The sequence below is a fragment of the Rhizobium sp. OAE497 genome (genome assembly GCF_040546565.1).
Classification (GTDB): domain Bacteria; phylum Pseudomonadota; class Alphaproteobacteria; order Rhizobiales; family Rhizobiaceae; genus Rhizobium.
This window is the reverse complement of sequence record NZ_JBEPOA010000001.1, coordinates 3,516,625-3,532,098: the sequence shown is the minus strand read 5'-3', so window position 1 is coordinate 3,532,098 and position 15,474 is coordinate 3,516,625. Positions and strand designations below refer to the sequence as shown.

Genomic DNA, 15,474 nt, shown 5'->3' with positions numbered 1-15,474 from the left:
GGGCCATTTTCACTGGCTTTGCCTTAGAGGTTACGACCCATCGACAGGAATTTCTGTCGGCGGTCGTTGCGCAGCTGCTCGCCGGTGCGCGGCGAAAGCTCGGCGAGAGCGTTGGCGATGACATCGCCGGTCGCGGCAATGACGTTGTCCGGATCGCGGTGCGCGCCACCGAGCGGCTCCGGAATGATGCCGTCGATGATGCCCAGCGATTTCAGGTCTTCGGCGGTGATCTTCATGTTGGTCGCCGCTTCCTTGGCGCGGGTGGAATCGCGCCAGAGGATCGAAGCCGCGCCTTCCGGCGAGATCACGCTGTAGATCGAATGCTCGAGCATGAAGACCTTGTTGCCGGTGGCGATGGCGATCGCGCCGCCCGAACCGCCTTCGCCGATGACGACGGAGATGATCGGAACCTTGACGCCAAGGCACATTTCCGTGGAGCGGGCGATGGCTTCCGCCTGGCCGCGCTCTTCAGCACCGACGCCCGGATAGGCGCCTGCGGTATCGACGAGGGTCACGACCGGGAGGCCGAAGCGGTCTGCCATTTCGAGAACGCGGATCGCCTTGCGATAGCCTTCAGGACGGGCGCTGCCGAAATTGTGCTTCAGGCGGCTCTTGGTGTCGTTGCCCTTTTCCTGGCCGATGACGGCGACAGGCTGGCCACGGAAACGGGCGAGGCCGGCCTGGATGGCGGCGTCCTCGGAAAACTTGCGGTCGCCGGCGAGCGGCGTGAATTCCTGGAACAGCACCTTGGCATAATCGACGAAATGCGGACGCTGCGGATGGCGCGCGACCTGCGTCTTCTGCCAGGCGTTGAGCTTGGAATAGATATCGACCATCGCTTCGCGAACGCGAACTTCGAGGCGGCCGACTTCATCCGACGTGTCGATGCTCTCGCCCTCGGACGCGAGCTTCTTCAGTTCGATGATCTTAGCTTCGAGGTCGGAGATCGGCTTTTCGAAGTCGAGATAGTTGTGCATGAGGTGCGTTTCCGTTCCTTGTGCCCAGGGCAAATTGCTAGCGTCGCCCCTTGTCGCCGGTCCTATTCGTGCTTTTTCGCCTGTTTTGCAAGAGGGTGATGCGTTTGCACCAGTTGTTGCAGGCGTTCTTCGAGGACGTGGGTATAGATCTGCGTGGTCGAAATGTCCGAATGTCCCAAGAGTTCCTGCACGACGCGAAGGTCTGCGCCATTGGCCAGGAGATGGCTGGCAAAGGCGTGGCGCATCACGTGCGGCGAGATCATCGACGGCGTCAGCCCGGCCCGGATCGACAGGTTCTTGAGATCGCGGGCAAAGACCTGACGGGGAAGATAACCTTCCTTCGAGGCAGCCGGAAAGAGCCAGGGGCTTTCCACTGGCTGTTTGCTATTGGCGTTTTCCACTGCCATCGAGCGGCCATAGACCTTCAACGCGGCGATCGCCGATTGGGAGAGCGGAACGAGGCGTTCTTTGTTGCCCTTGCCGCGGATGATCAGGAAGCGGCCTTCCTGATCGAGGACGCGGGCGGGAAGCGAGACGAGCTCGCTGACGCGCATGCCGGTCGCGTAGAGCAGCTCCAGCAGGGCGAGCATACGCTGGCGCTGCAGCTGGCCGGGCGCTGCGTCCGACGCTTCCTGCTCGGCCTGCGTCAGCAGTTTGGTCACTTCCGCGACACCCATTGTCTTCGGCAGGGCGCGGCCTTTCTTCGGCGCGTCGAGGATGCCTGTCGGATCGTCGGTGCGGATGCCTTCGGCATAGAGAAACTTGTAGAATTGCCGCATGGCGGCGAGGCGGCGTGCCTGGGAGGAGGGTTTGAAGCCCTGGCTTGCGAGCGAGGAGAGATAGGCGGTCAGATCGGCGGAAGCGGCTTCGGTCAGGCGCACGCTCTTGCCGCTCAAGAATCCGTGCAGGTCGTCGAGGTCGCGCTCATAGGAGAGCAGCGTGTTTTGAGCTGCGCCACGTTCGGCGCTCATCATCTCGAGAAAGGCTTCCACATGGGCGCGTCCGAGATCCCGCATCGGCTCACTTCTTTGCAGGGGCAATCGTTCCCGTCGCCGGCGGATTGATGCGCTCGGAGGGGATGCGGATCGTCACGTCACGGGGCTGCGGCTCGACGAAGGTCACGAGTGCGACCATGCCGCCATAGATGATCCCGGCTATGGCAGCCAAGACAGCCAGAAAGCGGAAGAGGGTCGGCATTCCAGAACTCCATGGGCTCGGCTTCTTTTTAGGAAGAAGCGTGATTGCGTGCAAGAAGCGGCATTTGGATCATGTTTCCCTTGCCCGCGACTTGACGCTGTACCTGCATTTGTCGATACCGTTTGCAAACAAAGTGTGAATAGATCGATGAGTGATCCCGTTCTGACAATTGCAGACAGTCTGAAAGACAGAGCTCGCGCCGCGCTCGGGTCCCGCAATCTTATCCTTGTCGGCCTCATGGGTGCCGGGAAATCCTCCGTCGGCCGCCTCGTCGCGAGCCAGCTCGGCATTCCCTTCGTCGATAGCGATGTCGAGATCGAGCGCGTGTCGCGCATGACGATTACCGAGCTGTTTGCCGCCTACGGGGAAGAAGAATTCCGGGCGCTGGAAACCCGGGTGATGAAGCGGCTTTTAAAGAACGGCCCGCGCGTGGTTTCCACCGGCGGCGGTGCGTTCATCAACGATCGCACCCGCAAGCATATCAAGAAGGGCGGCCTATCGCTCTGGCTGAAAGCCGATCTCGACGTGCTCTGGGAGCGAGTCAACAAGCGCGATACCCGGCCGTTGCTGAAGACCGAGAACCCGAAGCAGACGCTCGAAAACCTGATGAATGCGCGATACCCGGTCTATGCGCAGGCTGACGTCACCGTTCTGTCGCGGGACGTGCGCAAGGAACTGATGGCCGACGAAGTCTTGAAGGCCGTGATCGAATACCAAACCGAAAGTGCAGTGCCATGAATGCGATCGCTTCCGTTGCCACCGAAAAGAAGGTGCATGTGCCGCTCGGCGAGCGCGCCTACGACATCCTGATCGGTCCAGGGCTGATTGCGCGCGCCGGTGCGGAGATCACCTCGCGCCTAAAGGGCCGCAAGGCTGCCGTGATCACCGATGCGAATGTCGCGCCGATTTATCTTGATGCGCTGGTCGCGAGCCTCGAAGCCGCTGGCATTACCGCTTCTTCGCTCGTCCTGCCGGCGGGCGAGAAGACCAAGAGCTTCGAGCATCTGATGACTGTCTGCGACAAGGTGCTGGAAGCCCGTGTCGAGCGGAACGACTATGTCGTCGCACTCGGCGGCGGTGTGATCGGCGATCTTGCGGGCTTTGCAGCCGGAATCGTGCGCCGCGGCGTGCGCTTCGTGCAGGTGCCGACGTCGCTTCTTTCGCAGGTGGATTCCTCCGTCGGCGGCAAGACCGGTATCAATAGCCGTCACGGCAAGAACCTCATCGGCGTGTTTCATCAGCCGGATCTGGTTCTCGCCGATACCGACGTGCTGAATACGCTGACGGAACGCGAATTCCGTGCCGGTTATGCCGAAGTCGCGAAATATGGCTTGATCGACAAGCCGGATTTCTTTGCCTGGCTGGAGAAGAACTGGCAGGCGGTCTTTGCTGGTGGCGATGCCCGGATCGAGGCGATCGCCACGAGCTGCCAGGCGAAGTCCGATGTCGTCGTCGCCGACGAGCGGGAAAATGGACCCCGTGCGCTTCTCAACCTCGGGCATACGTTCGGACACGCGCTGGAAGCCGCCACGGCCTATGACAGCGCCCGGCTCGTGCATGGCGAAGGCGTTTCGATCGGCATGGTGCTGGCACATGAGTTTTCGGCGCGCATGAACCTTGCGAGCCCTGACGATGGCAAGCGCGTCGAGAAGCATCTGAAAGAAGTTGGCCTGCCGACGCGCATGTCCGATATTCCGGGCGAGCTGCCGCCGGCAGAGCGGTTGATGGAGGCGATGGCGCAGGACAAAAAGGTCAAGAACGGCAAGTTCACCTTCATCCTGACGCGCGGCATCGGCCAGTCCTTTATCGCCGACGACGTACCGCAATCCGAAGTGTTGAGTTTCCTGAAGGAAAAGCACCCTCAATGAGCATCGAAGGCACGCTGGCATTTCTTTCCGTCTACTGGCCAGAAATCGTCTCCATCGTGGCCCTCGTCCTCATGTCTGCCTTCTTCTCCGGCTCGGAAACGGCTTTGACCGCCGTTTCGCGCAGCCGCATCCATACGCTTGAGGCGAATGGCGAGGAGCGCGCCGGCGTCGTGCGCGAGCTGATCGAACGGCGCGACCGGCTGATCGGCGCCATGCTGATCGGCAATAACCTCGCCAATATTCTCTCCTCGTCGCTGGCAACCAGCCTGTTCCTCGGGCTTTTCGGCAATTCGGGCGTGGCGCTCGCGACGCTGGCGATGACCGTCATTCTCGTCATCTTTGCCGAAGTGCTCCCGAAGAGCTGGGCGATCTCGACGCCTGACCGCTTTGCGCTGGGCGTCTCGCGTCCCGTCAAGATGTTTGTCGCCGTCGTCGGCCCGGTCTCGTCCTTCATCAATGGAATCGTTCGCAGGATCCTCGGCATTTTCGGGATCACGCTTTCACGCGAAACGTCGATGCTGACGGCGCATGAGGAGCTTCGTGGCGCGGTCGATCTGCTCCACCGCGAAGGATCGGTGGTCAAGGCTGACCGCGACCGTCTCGGTGGGGTGCTCGATCTCAGCCAGCTCGAGCTTTCCGACATCATGGTCCACCGCATGGCGATGCGGGCGATCAATGCAGACGATGCCCCGGAGGCGATCGTCCGCATCATTCTCGAAAGTCCCTATACACGCATGCCGCTGTGGCGTGGAACGATCGACAACATCATCGGCGTCGTCCACGCCAAGGACCTGCTGCGGGCGCTGGCCGAGCCGAATGTCGAGCCTGAGAATCTCGATATCGTGAAGATCGCACAGAAGCCGTGGTTCGTGCCGGACAGCACCAATCTGGAAGACCAGCTGAACGCGTTCCTGCGTCGCAAGCAGCATTTCGCCGTCGTCGTCGACGAGTATGGCGAAGTGCAGGGCATTGTGACGCTGGAGGATATCCTCGAAGAGATCGTCGGCGATATTTCCGATGAGCACGATATCGACATGCAGGGCGTGCGGCAGGAGGCGGATGGGTCGATCGTCGTCGATGGCGGCGTGCCGATCCGCGATCTCAACCGCGCCCTCGATTGGCAGCTGCCAGACGAGGAGGCGACGACGATCGCCGGTCTGGTCATCCACGAGTCGATGACTATTCCCGAAGAGCGCCAGGCTTTCACCTTCTATGGCAAGCGGTTCATCGTCATGAAGCGCGAGAAGAACCGCATCACCAAGCTGCGCATCCGCCCGGCGGAAGAAGAAGCGACCAAGGCGCTCTGAGCGGTTTTCGGTTGGATTGCCGGGCGGGAATGCCTATATGGAGGCTGTCTCCGCTACCAGCGGGTGGCTTCACCGGGTGCTGCCGGTTCGACGGCAAGGGCGTGCAGTCCGGCGTCGAGCTCCGGCTTCAACAGCTCGGTGATGGCACGGTGGCGGGCGAGCCTCGTCATTCCTGAAAATTTTTCAGAGACGATGCGAACGCGCATATGCGTTTCGCCTGTTCCTGTTATGTCAGGCTGGTGCCCGGCGTGGAGATGGCTTTCGTTGATGACGCTCAAACGTTCGGGCGCGAAAGCCTCGGTGAGTTTTTCTTCAATGCGGGCCTGCAGGGTCACGTTTTCGTCTCGTTGCTTGTGAAAAAAAGGGTTCCCAAGAAGCCAGCAACATTCCCGTTTGTCAATTCTTGTTGTCGCTTCGCGGCAGCCCCATAATTAGCGCCGTCATGAGACTTGATTCCAAATATTTCGATCGCATCCGGACCCGCCGCAAACGCGAGCAGGAGCCCGAAAAGGCTCCTCCGGTCTGTCAGTGGGATGGCTGCGATCAAAAAGGCGTGCATCGCGCTCCCGTCGGGCGCAATGCCGAGGGGCAGTTCTTTCTGTTCTGTTTCGAGCACGTCAAGGAATACAACAAGGGCTACAACTATTTCTCCGGCCTGTCGGACGGCGAGATCGCGCGCTATCAGAAAGAGGCGATCACCGGCCACCGGCCGACCTGGACGGTCGGCGTCAACAAGGATGCCAAGAACAGCCCGCTGCATTCGGACGTCCGTTCCGGCTCCTACAATCGCGTCCGTGACCCATTCGGCTTCGTCAGCGGCACCAAGGGCGCCGGTCCGCGTTTTCCCGAGCAGCAGCGCAAGCTGAAGAGCCTGGAAGCGAAGGCTTTCGACACGATGGGGCTGGAGGCGAATGCGACCTCGGCCGAGATCAAGACGCGCTACAAGGAGCTCGTCAAGAAGCATCACCCGGATGCCAATGGCGGCGACCGTGGCTCCGAAGAGCGTTTCCGCGCCGTCATCCAGGCCTATCAATTGTTGAAGCAGAACGGTTTTTGTTAATTCCCGTCCTTGCTCTCCGCCTTCAATCGGGTATGGTCCAAATCGGCTAGGGCCGCAGGCCAACGCGGCATGCATTATTGCGTTTTGCTTCTGGCGCCTTTGCCTTCCTTCCGGACGCGGCGTTTCTTGTCCGGGACTTTGTTCTAAAATGCTCGGGCGTCATCATCCCGCCGAGGTTTCATTTCAGTCCCGGAGAAGCATCGCCGACGTTCTCACCACGGACGGCGCGGAATAGAACTGCGGCGTCGTGGTCGCGAAATGGCCTGAGAGATATGGCCGGGTGTTTTGCCCGCCTTGGAGACGTGATGAGCAAGATTGACTTAGATATTCCCGCTCTGCCGGATACCACCGTTTCGGTCCGGGAGGTTTTCGGTATCGATTCCGATATTCGCGTTCCCGCCTACAGCAAGGGCGACGCCTATGTTCCGGATCTCGATCCCGACTATCTCTTCGATCGCGAGACGACGCTCGCCATTCTTGCAGGCTTTGCGCATAACCGCCGCGTCATGATCTCCGGCTATCACGGCACGGGTAAGTCCTCGCATATCGAGCAGGTTGCTGCGCGCCTCAACTGGCCGTGCGTGCGTATCAACCTCGACAGCCATGTCAGCCGTATCGATCTCATCGGCAAGGACGCGATCGTCGTCAAGGACGGCCTGCAGGTTACTGAATTCAAGGACGGCATCCTGCCCTGGGCCTACCAGCACAATGTTGCGCTGGTCTTCGACGAATACGACGCCGGCCGCCCTGACGTCATGTTCGTTATCCAGCGCGTTCTGGAATCCGCCGGCCGCCTGACGCTGCTCGACCAGAGCCGCGTTATCCGTCCGCACCCGGCTTTCCGCCTGTTCGCGACCGCCAACACCGTTGGTCTCGGCGATACGACCGGCCTCTATCACGGCACGCAGCAGATCAACCAAGCACAGATGGACCGCTGGTCGATCGTGACGACGCTGAACTATCTGCCGCATGACCACGAAGTGAACATCATCGCCGCCAAGGTGAAGACCTTCGGCAAGGACAAGGAAGGCCGCGACACCGTTTCGAAGATGGTGCGCGTTGCCGACCTGACGCGCGCTTCCTTCATGAACGGCGACCTGTCGACCGTCATGAGCCCGCGTACCGTCATCACCTGGGCCGAGAATGCCGAGATCTTCGGCGATCTCGCCTTCGCGTTCCGCGTCACCTTCCTCAACAAGTGCGATGAGCTTGAGCGTGCGCTCGTGGCCGAGCATTATCAGCGTGCCTTTGGCGTCGAGCTGAAGGAAAGCGCTGCCAATATCGTGCTGGAGGCCTAAGGCCGGTCGATCATGGCATCTCGTGGTGACAATTCGAAAGCCAAGCCCAACGGCCCTGTCGATGTGGAGCCGTTGCGGCGTGCGATAACCGGCTGCGTTCGCGCAATCGCCGGTGACGACGAAGTCGAAGTGACCTTCGCCAACGAACGTCCGGGAATGACGGCCGAGCGTATCCGGCTGCCCGAGCTTTCAAAGCGCCCGACGGCGCATGAGCTGGCGGTGACCCGCGGTCTCGGCGATTCCATGGCGCTCCGGCTTGCCTGCCACGACGAGAAGGTTCACACGACGATGGCACCGCAGGGCTCGGATGCCCGCGCGGTCTTCGATGCCGTCGAGCAGGCGCGTGTCGAGTCGATCGGTGCGCTGCGCATGGAGGGCATGGCTGCAAACCTGCGCTCCATGACCGAGGAAAAATACGCCAAGGCCAATTTCTCCGGCATCGAACGCCAGGAAGATGCGCCGATCGGCGAAGCCGTCGCCATGATGGTCCGCGAGAAGCTGACCGGTCAGAAGCCGCCAGCGTCCGCAGGCAAGGTGCTCGATCTCTGGCGGCGCTTCATCGAAGACAAGGCCGGTGCCGAGCTCGATAACCTCTCGAACGTTATCAACGACCAGCATGCCTTTTCGAAGGTGATCCGCAACATGCTGTCGGCCATGGAAATGGCCGAGGAGTATGGCGACGACGACAGCGAGCCGGAGACCGACGAGGATTCGGATCAGGACGATCAGCCGAGCGGCGACGAGCAGGATCAGGACGAAGTCGACGAAGATGCCGGCTCGGATGCAGCGCCTGTCGAAGACAGCGAAGTTGCCGACGAGCAGATGGAGGACGGCGAGACCGAAGGCGCCGAGATCTCCGACGACGACATGATGGAAGAGGGTGAGGACGATTCCGAGACGCCGGGCGAAACCCGCCGTCCGAACACGCCTTTTGCCGATTTCAACGAAAAGGTCGACTACCACGTCTTTACCGAGGAATTCGACGAGATCATCACGGCCGAGGAGCTGTGCGACGCTGCCGAGCTGGAGCGCCTGCGCGCCTTCCTCGACAAGCAGCTGGCGCATCTGCAGGGTGCCGTCGGGCGTCTCGCGAACCGCCTACAGCGCCGCCTGATGGCGCAGCAGAACCGCTCCTGGGATTTCGACCTTGAAGAGGGTTACCTCGATCCGGCGCGCCTGACGCGCATGATCATTGACCCGATGCAGGCCCTGTCCTTCAAGATGGAGCGCGACACACAGTTCCGCGATACCGTCGTGACGCTGCTGATCGACAATTCCGGTTCGATGCGCGGACGTCCAATCACGGTTGCCGCGACCTGCGCCGATATTCTGGCCCGCACGCTGGAGCGCTGCGGCGTCAAGGTCGAGATCCTCGGCTTCACGACCAAGGCCTGGAAGGGCGGGCAGGCGCGCGAGAGCTGGCTTGCCAATGGCAAGCCGCAGACGCCGGGCCGCCTCAACGACCTGCGTCATATCATCTACAAGTCCGCCGATGCTCCGTGGCGCCGCGCCCGCAGCAATCTCGGCCTGATGATGCGCGAAGGCCTGCTGAAGGAAAACATCGACGGCGAGGCGCTGATCTGGGCGCATAACCGCCTTCTCGCCCGCCGCGAGCAGCGCCGTATCCTGATGATGATTTCGGACGGTGCGCCGGTCGATGACTCGACGCTGTCAGTCAATCCGGGCAACTACCTGGAGCGGCACCTGCGCGCCGTCATCGAGCAGATCGAGACGCGTTCGCCGGTCGAGCTGTTGGCCATCGGTATCGGCCATGACGTGACGCGCTATTATCGCCGTGCCGTCACGATCGTCGATGCGGACGAACTTGCAGGCGCGATGACCGAGCAGCTGGCTTCGCTCTTCGAGGATCATGCCGCCGCCCCGCGTGGCGGGCGCCTCCGCCGCGCCAGCTGACCCATATGATCGCTCTTTCCCGCGTGGCCATGCTTGCCGCCTGCCTCGCGGGATTGCCGTCTGCCGTCTTCGCAGAAAGCGCTCCGATCGAGAGCCGCGTCATCACCACCTTCAAGATCGGCTCTGACGAAACCAGGTTCGGCCCGCTGGAATTTATCGGCGGGCTGGAGATGGTTTCGAGCAACCGGATCTTCGGCTCGTGGTCGTCGATCAAGGTCGATCCGGACCGCAAGCATGTGGCGGGCGTTCTCGACACCGGCCACTGGCTGACGGGTTCGCTGGTGCGCGATGCGCAGGGTCGCCTCTCCGGTCTTGCCGATGTCGATATCACGCCGATGCAGGATCGCACGGGCCGCAGTTTCGAAGGTAAGGGCCGTATGGATGCCGAGGGGCTGGCGCTCGACAGGGACCGGGCGCTGGTCTCCTTCGAGGGCAATCACCGCGTCGATATCTATCCGCGCCAAGGCTTCGCGACATCAGCTGCCGTTGGCACGCTGCCGATCCTCATTCCGCGCGACGAGCTCAGGGGCAACCGCAGCCTCGAGACGGTGGCAATCGCGCCCGCAGAAAGCGCCCTGAAGGGCGCTGCAGTCATCGTTTCGGAAGAGAGCCTTGATGATGACGGAAACGTCTATGCGGCGATCCTGGAGGGGCCGCTGAAGGGCCGGTTTACCGTCAGCCGCACAGATGATTTCGACCCGACCGACGGGGCGTTCCTGCCGGATGGCGACTTGCTGCTTCTGGAGCGGCGCTTCAACATGGCAAACGGTATCGGCATGCGCATCCGGCGGATCGCGGCTGCCGAAATCCGGCCCGGTTCCGTTGCAACGGGCAAGGTGCTGATGACCGCCGATTTCGGTTATCAGATAGACAATATGGAAGGGCTCGATGCCTTCCAGGCCGAGGATGGCTCGACCCATATCATCCTTGTCTCGGACGACAACCATTCGATCCTGCAGCGGAACATGATGCTGGAATTCCGGCTCCTCGACTGAGCGCGCCGCCGAACAACTGTCACAACTCTCCGCTATCTGCTCCCTCCCTTCACCCATTTCGAGAGAGCCATGCTGAACATCCATGTCATGGGAGCCTCAGGCTCCGGCACCACCACGCTCGGTCAGGCGCTCGCCGAAAAGCTCGGGATCCGTCATCTCGATACCGATCACTTCTTCTGGATGCCGACCGATCCGCCCTTCACGACGCAGCGGCCGGTCGAGGCACGCGTAGAAATGCTCCGCGAGGCGATCGGGGCCGCCGATGGCTGGGTGCTCTCGGGCTCGGCGCTGAAATGGGCGGCCGAGTTCGAGCCGCTCTACGATCTTATCGTGTTTCTCAAGATCGATCCTGCAATGCGCATGGCGCGCATCCGGCGGCGTGAGGAGACGCGCTACGGCGACCGGATCAAGCCGGGCGGCGATATGGCGGAGAAGAGCCGGGAGTTTCTGGAATGGGCCGAGAGCTATGATACGGCGGGGCCGGAGCGGCGGAGCGCTGCCTCGCATGAGGAATGGCTGAAGGAGAGGGCCACGCCGTTGCTGAGGCTCGACTCGTCACAGCCGGTCGGCGATCTCGTTGCGCAGGTTCTGGGCCATGCAGCCGTCATGGCGAAAAGGCCGCAAGCTTAGCGCCGGCGGCCTTTGCTGCAATCAGCGGGCAGGCGTTGCCTGCATCGGGCGCAGGGTGTTCATCAGCGCGCCATAGGGCAGCAGCATGATGAGGCCGACCAGCATCTTCACCGTGAAGTCGCCGAGCGCCCAGGAAATCCAGCGCGGGGCCTCGATCGAGAGCACGCCGAGGATCGGTGCCGTTTCGAGCGCGAAGGGTTCGTTCGGGCCGAAGAAGACAAAGAAGGCGGCGAAGGCGAACGAGAAGAATATGATCGTATCGAGCGCCGAGCCGATCAGCGAGCCGACCAGCGGCGCGCGCCACCAGGCCTGACGGCGAAGGCGGTTGAAGACCGAGATGTCGAGCAGCTGGCCCGCGAGATAGGCGGAGCCGGAAGCGATCGCGATGCGAGGAACGGCCGTGTAGAAGGACAGGCCGACGCCGACGACGAAGCCTGCGAAAACGACCTTGCGGGCGGTCTGCGGGCCGAACTGGCGGTTTGTCAGGTCGGTGATCAGGAAGGCGATCGGATAGGTGAAGGCGCCCCAGGTCAGGATGTCGGCAAGATTGATGCCGGCAACCGTGGCGTTCAGCGGAAACTGAACGAGGAAGTTGGAGGCGACGACGACGAGCGTCATCAGGGCCACATAGATAAGCAGATAGCGTGTCTTCAGCATTTTTTTATCCTGGGTGATGCCACCAGTTGGAGTGAACAAATTTTGGCCGGCACCATGCCGGCAAAGCAAAAGGCTTGTCCGGTATCAACCGTGCAAGCCTTTTGAAACTTTCGAGAAGAAAGCTGGCCGATGCTTAAGCAGCGGCAGCGGCTTCTGCAGTCTTCTTGACGATCTGGCGGCGCAGCAGACGAGCGCGCATCGACAGTTCGTTTTCGCTTGCCTTGATCAGGAACGCATCGAGACCACCGCGGTGTTCAACCGAACGCAGAGCGTGGGCCGAAACACGGAGACGGTAACGCTGGCCGAGAGCGTCGGAAATCAGCGTAACCTGGCACAGGTTCGGCAGGAAACGACGCTTGGTCTTGTTGTTGGCATGGCTGACATTGTTGCCAACGAGGACGGCCTTGCCGGTCAATTCGCACACGCGAGACATTTGACACCTATTCTTGTTTTTCTCAGCCATCAAATTGCGACGCACGGCAAAACCGGGCTTGCAATCCAAGGCCATGATTGGAAAGTTGCGGTTCTATAGTCAGAGCGGCCGCCCGCGTCAAGCCAAACCTTGGCCTTTCCCGCAATTCTGTCAAAAAGCTCGTGTTTGCTTCGCGGGGCGGGCAGAGTATAGACCGCTTAACAGGGCAGGTTTCGCCCGTCAAACAAGGCTTACTTCATGGCTCTTTCGGGCAGACGAATTTTGATCGCGGCAATCGCGGCGCTGATGGCCGTTCCGGCAGGTGCGGAAGAAATCCGCCATCGCACGGAATATCGCGTCGCCCTCGGCATCCTGCCGATCGCGCGTGCGGCCTTCGTCACCAAGATCGAGGATGACAAGAGCTACAAGGTTTCCGGCGATATCAGTTCGGCGGGCCTTGCCGATCTGGTGACGACGATCTCGGCCAAGACCAGTGTCGACGGCGTCATCCGCGACGACCGGCTGCAGGCGCAGCGCTATTACCTCTATTACAAGAGCGGCAAGCGGGCGCGCACCTATGAGGTCCGCTATGCCAACGGCAATATCGTCTCGACGACGGTGAAGCCGGAGCGGAAGCTACCGAACAATTGGGTCAATCTCAAGCCGGGCGATATGCGCGCCGTCCTCGACCCGATCTCCGGGCTGATCTTCCCCGGCGATACGAAACTCTGCTCGCAACGGCTGCCGATCTATGACGGCGAGATGCGCATGGATCTGGTGCTGTCGCCCAAGGGATCGAAAGATTTCGAAACGGATGGCTTCGCCGGTCAGGCGACGGTCTGCAGCGTGCGCTTCGTGCCGAAGGCCGGATACAAGAAGGGCCGCAAGGATATCGATTACCTCAGCAAGAGCGGCCAGATGGAAATCTGGTTTGCCAAGGCCGACGCCGCGAATGTATATGCTCCTGTCTACGTCAGTATTCCGACGCAGTACGGAACAGTGACGATCAAGGCAGTGAAATACAGCGCAAGCTGACGGAGCCTGTCTCCGGTTTCGGGGGACATGATGAAGCTTCGGGCGACTTTGATCGGGTTCACGGCCATTCTGATGTGGTCGTTTCTGGCGCTCTTTACTGCCGCCTCCGGCAAGATGCCGCCTTTTCAGCTTTCGGCGATCTGCTTTGCCATCGGCAGTATTCCCGGCATTGCCGTCCTCGTTCTCAATCCCTCGCGCCTGGTGCTGCTGAAGCAGCCGGCAAAGGTGTGGATCATCGGGATCGCCGGTCTCTTCGGCTACCACTTTCTCTATTTCACGGCGCTCAGGAACGCTCCGGCCGTCGAGGCGGGTCTGATCGCCTATCTCTGGCCGCTGCTGATTGTCGTCGGCTCTGCGCTGCTGCCGGGCGAGAGGTTGCGCTGGTATCACCTTGCTGGGGCGCTGGCCGGGCTCTGCGGCACGTTCCTGATCGTCGGCCGCAACGGCATCAATTTCGATGGCGCTTATGCCGTCGGCTATGGCGCAGCTTTCCTCTGCGCCTTCACCTGGTCCGGTTACTCGCTGCTGACGCGCCGTTTCGATGCCGTGTCGACGGATGTCGTGACCGGCTTCTGCCTGGCGACCTCCATCCTTTCGCTGATCTGCCATATCGGCCTGGAGACGACGGTCTGGCCGGAAACGTCCTTTGAATGGCTGGCTGTGGTCGGCCTCGGGCTCTTCCCGGTCGGAGCAGCTTTTTATGCCTGGGATTACGGTGTGAAGAACGGCGATATCCAGATCCTCGGTGCTGCCAGCTATGCGGCGCCGCTGCTTTCGACGCTGATCCTGACGCTGTTCGGCTTTGCCGAGCCGAGCCTGCGGATTGCCTTCGCCTGCCTGCTGGTGACCGGCGGTGCGGTGCTGGCGGCGCAGGAGATGTTCAGGCGGAAATCGGCCGCAGCGGAAGCTGCCGCGGCCGAGTAATCAGGTTTCCGGCTTCCAGTCCGGCGGTGCCATTTCGAATTTCGAGAATTCGAAACCGGGCGCCACAGTGCATCCGACCAGCGTGAATTCGCCGAGCGTTTCGGCCGATTGCCACCAGTTCGGCGGGATGATCGCCTGCGGGCGTTCACCCTTGGCGAAATCGGTGCCGAGTTTCAGCGTCTCACTGCTGCTGCCGTCTTCCGAGCGGTGCAGGGCGAGCGGCGCTCCGGCATAATAGTGCCAGACCTCGGCGGCGTCGTGGACGCGATGCCAATGCGACCGCTGCCCGGCCTTCAGGAGATAGTAGATCGCTGTCGAATGGCCGCGCTCGCCGCCATTGGTGTCGCGGAAGGTCTGTACGTACCAGCCGCCTTCCGGGTGCGGCTGCATCGAAAGCGTCTCGATGATCTCGTCTGGAGACATCAGAAATTGTCCTTGCGCTTGCGGATTTCCGCAAAGACCTCTTCGTTCGTCTTGGTTTCCATCAGCAGATTGCGCCGGATCGCCGGGTCGGCGGCGCGCAGGAAGGGGTTGGTTTCCTTTTCCAGCGCCAGCGTCGTCGGGATGGTGAAGCGTCCCTCGGCGCGCAGCGCCTCGATCTCGGCCGCGCGGGCCTTCAGCCGCTCGTTATCGGGGTCGATCGTCAGGGCGAAGCGGGCGTTCGACAGCGTGTATTCGTGGCCGAAATAGACGGCGGTCTCATCCGGCAGCACCGCAAGCTTCTGCAGCGAATGCCACATGTCGGCAGCAGGCCGCTCGAATAGGCGACCGCAGCCGAGCGCGAAGAGCGTATCGGCAGCAAAGAGCAGCTTGTCGTCCACGAAGTGATAGCAGATGTGGCCGGCGGTGTGGCCGGGCGTCTCGATCACGTTCACATTATGGTCGCCAAAGGTGAAGCTGTCGCCATCGGCCATCGTCTTGTCGAGGCCGGGAATGGCAACGGCTTCGTTGACCGGGCCGATGATCTCGCAGCCGAACTGTTCCTTCAGCGCCAGATTGCCTTCGACATGGTCGGTATGGTGATGGGTGGTGAAGATATGCGAGATGCGCCAGCCGCGGCGCGTGGCAGCCGCCTCGACGGCAGCCGCATCCGGCGCGTCGATCGTTGCCGTCAGGCCGGTTTCCGGATCATGCACGAGAACGCCAAAATTATCGGATCGGCAGAGAAAAACTTCTAATTCCAAAGGTTTCATAGTCTAA

Annotated in this window: 18 protein-coding genes; 10 read left to right on the top strand and 8 right to left on the bottom strand. The window is 61.4% G+C overall.

The genetic code is table 11. The features are described 5' to 3' along the window. Window positions 1-23: 23 nt before the first annotated feature. The 3 genes from ABIE40_RS17690 to ABIE40_RS17680 form a co-directional block, all read right to left on the bottom strand. On the bottom strand, window positions 24-977 hold the full coding sequence (locus tag ABIE40_RS17690) for an acetyl-CoA carboxylase carboxyltransferase subunit alpha (RefSeq protein WP_112720180.1): 954 nt from the start codon (window positions 975-977) through the stop codon (window positions 24-26). Between the two features lie 62 nt (window positions 978-1,039). Continuing rightward, window positions 1,040-1,993: a site-specific tyrosine recombinase XerD gene (gene xerD, locus ABIE40_RS17685; protein WP_130284280.1), complete on the bottom strand. Its 954-nt coding sequence runs from the start codon at window positions 1,991-1,993 to the stop codon at window positions 1,040-1,042. Window positions 1,994-1,997: 4 nt separating this feature from the next. Next, window positions 1,998-2,174, bottom strand: coding sequence for a hypothetical protein (locus ABIE40_RS17680; protein WP_199627833.1), 177 nt, complete (start codon window positions 2,172-2,174; stop codon window positions 1,998-2,000). Between the two features lie 147 nt (window positions 2,175-2,321). Between ABIE40_RS17680 and ABIE40_RS17675 the strand changes: the two genes are divergently transcribed. From ABIE40_RS17675 to ABIE40_RS17665, 3 genes are read left to right on the top strand one after another with little or no spacing between them, the layout of a single operon-like run. Beyond that, the gene (locus ABIE40_RS17675) at window positions 2,322-2,912 is read left to right on the top strand and encodes a shikimate kinase (protein ID WP_130284278.1); all 591 of its coding nucleotides are present in this window, start codon (window positions 2,322-2,324) and stop codon (window positions 2,910-2,912) included. Continuing rightward, window positions 2,909-4,042, top strand: coding sequence for a 3-dehydroquinate synthase (gene aroB / locus ABIE40_RS17670; RefSeq protein ID WP_199627832.1), 1,134 nt, complete (start codon window positions 2,909-2,911; stop codon window positions 4,040-4,042). Before ABIE40_RS17675 ends, aroB begins: the two co-directional genes overlap by 4 nt. Next, complete coding sequence (locus ABIE40_RS17665; RefSeq protein WP_112720184.1) at window positions 4,039-5,349, top strand: HlyC/CorC family transporter; 1,311 nt, start codon at window positions 4,039-4,041, stop codon at window positions 5,347-5,349. The genes aroB and ABIE40_RS17665 overlap by 4 nt, the downstream gene beginning before the upstream one ends. 53 nt (window positions 5,350-5,402) lie before the next feature. Here ABIE40_RS17665 and ABIE40_RS17660 read toward each other — a convergent pair whose 3' ends face one another. Beyond that, window positions 5,403-5,684 carry a BolA family protein gene (locus ABIE40_RS17660; RefSeq protein WP_130284274.1) on the bottom strand — a complete coding sequence of 94 codons (282 nt, stop codon included), beginning with the start codon at window positions 5,682-5,684 and terminating at the stop codon, window positions 5,403-5,405. 107 nt (window positions 5,685-5,791) lie between these two features. On the opposite strand from ABIE40_RS17660, the gene ABIE40_RS17655 reads away from it, so the two are divergent. From ABIE40_RS17655 to ABIE40_RS17635, 5 genes are all read left to right on the top strand, one after another. Beyond that, the gene (locus ABIE40_RS17655) at window positions 5,792-6,409 is read left to right on the top strand and encodes a J domain-containing protein (RefSeq protein ID WP_112720186.1); all 618 of its coding nucleotides are present in this window, start codon (window positions 5,792-5,794) and stop codon (window positions 6,407-6,409) included. A gap of 305 nt (window positions 6,410-6,714) precedes the next feature. After that, window positions 6,715-7,707, top strand: coding sequence for a cobaltochelatase subunit CobS (cobS, locus tag ABIE40_RS17650; protein WP_112720187.1), 993 nt, complete (start codon window positions 6,715-6,717; stop codon window positions 7,705-7,707). Between the two features lie 12 nt (window positions 7,708-7,719). Continuing rightward, window positions 7,720-9,621, top strand: a complete 1,902-nt coding sequence (gene cobT, locus ABIE40_RS17645) for a cobaltochelatase subunit CobT (RefSeq protein WP_199627831.1) — start codon at window positions 7,720-7,722, stop codon at window positions 9,619-9,621. Window positions 9,622-9,626: 5 nt separating this feature from the next. Next, the gene (locus ABIE40_RS17640; protein WP_199627830.1) at window positions 9,627-10,616 is read left to right on the top strand and encodes an esterase-like activity of phytase family protein; all 990 of its coding nucleotides are present in this window, start codon (window positions 9,627-9,629) and stop codon (window positions 10,614-10,616) included. Window positions 10,617-10,685: 69 nt separating this feature from the next. Continuing rightward, the gene (locus ABIE40_RS17635; protein ID WP_199627829.1) at window positions 10,686-11,246 is read left to right on the top strand and encodes an AAA family ATPase; all 561 of its coding nucleotides are present in this window, start codon (window positions 10,686-10,688) and stop codon (window positions 11,244-11,246) included. A gap of 21 nt (window positions 11,247-11,267) precedes the next feature. Here the strand turns inward: ABIE40_RS17635 and ABIE40_RS17630 are convergent, their stop codons facing one another. Together ABIE40_RS17630 and rpmB are read right to left on the bottom strand one after the other, a co-directional pair. Beyond that, window positions 11,268-11,903, bottom strand: coding sequence for a VUT family protein (locus ABIE40_RS17630; protein ID WP_199627828.1), 636 nt, complete (start codon window positions 11,901-11,903; stop codon window positions 11,268-11,270). Between the two features lie 133 nt (window positions 11,904-12,036). Further along, entirely contained in the window at window positions 12,037-12,336 is a 300-nt protein-coding gene (rpmB, locus tag ABIE40_RS17625; protein ID WP_112386143.1) for a 50S ribosomal protein L28, read from the bottom strand. Between the two features lie 237 nt (window positions 12,337-12,573). Here rpmB and ABIE40_RS17620 point away from each other — a divergent pair, with 237 nt between their 5' ends. Further along, window positions 12,574-13,350, top strand: coding sequence for a DUF3108 domain-containing protein (locus ABIE40_RS17620; RefSeq protein WP_112720193.1), 777 nt, complete (start codon window positions 12,574-12,576; stop codon window positions 13,348-13,350). 30 nt (window positions 13,351-13,380) lie between these two features. Further along, window positions 13,381-14,274: an aromatic amino acid exporter YddG gene (yddG, locus tag ABIE40_RS17615; RefSeq protein WP_199628063.1), complete on the top strand. Its 894-nt coding sequence runs from the start codon at window positions 13,381-13,383 to the stop codon at window positions 14,272-14,274. Here yddG and ABIE40_RS17610 read toward each other — a convergent pair whose 3' ends face one another. Beyond that, a complete protein-coding gene (locus tag ABIE40_RS17610; RefSeq protein ID WP_199627827.1) occupies window positions 14,275-14,697 on the bottom strand; it encodes a cupin domain-containing protein in 423 nt (140 codons plus the stop codon). Further along, a complete protein-coding gene (gene gloB / locus ABIE40_RS17605; protein ID WP_199627826.1) occupies window positions 14,697-15,467 on the bottom strand; it encodes a hydroxyacylglutathione hydrolase in 771 nt (256 codons plus the stop codon). Before gloB ends, ABIE40_RS17610 begins: the two co-directional genes overlap by 1 nt. Window positions 15,468-15,474: the final 7 nt, after the last annotated feature.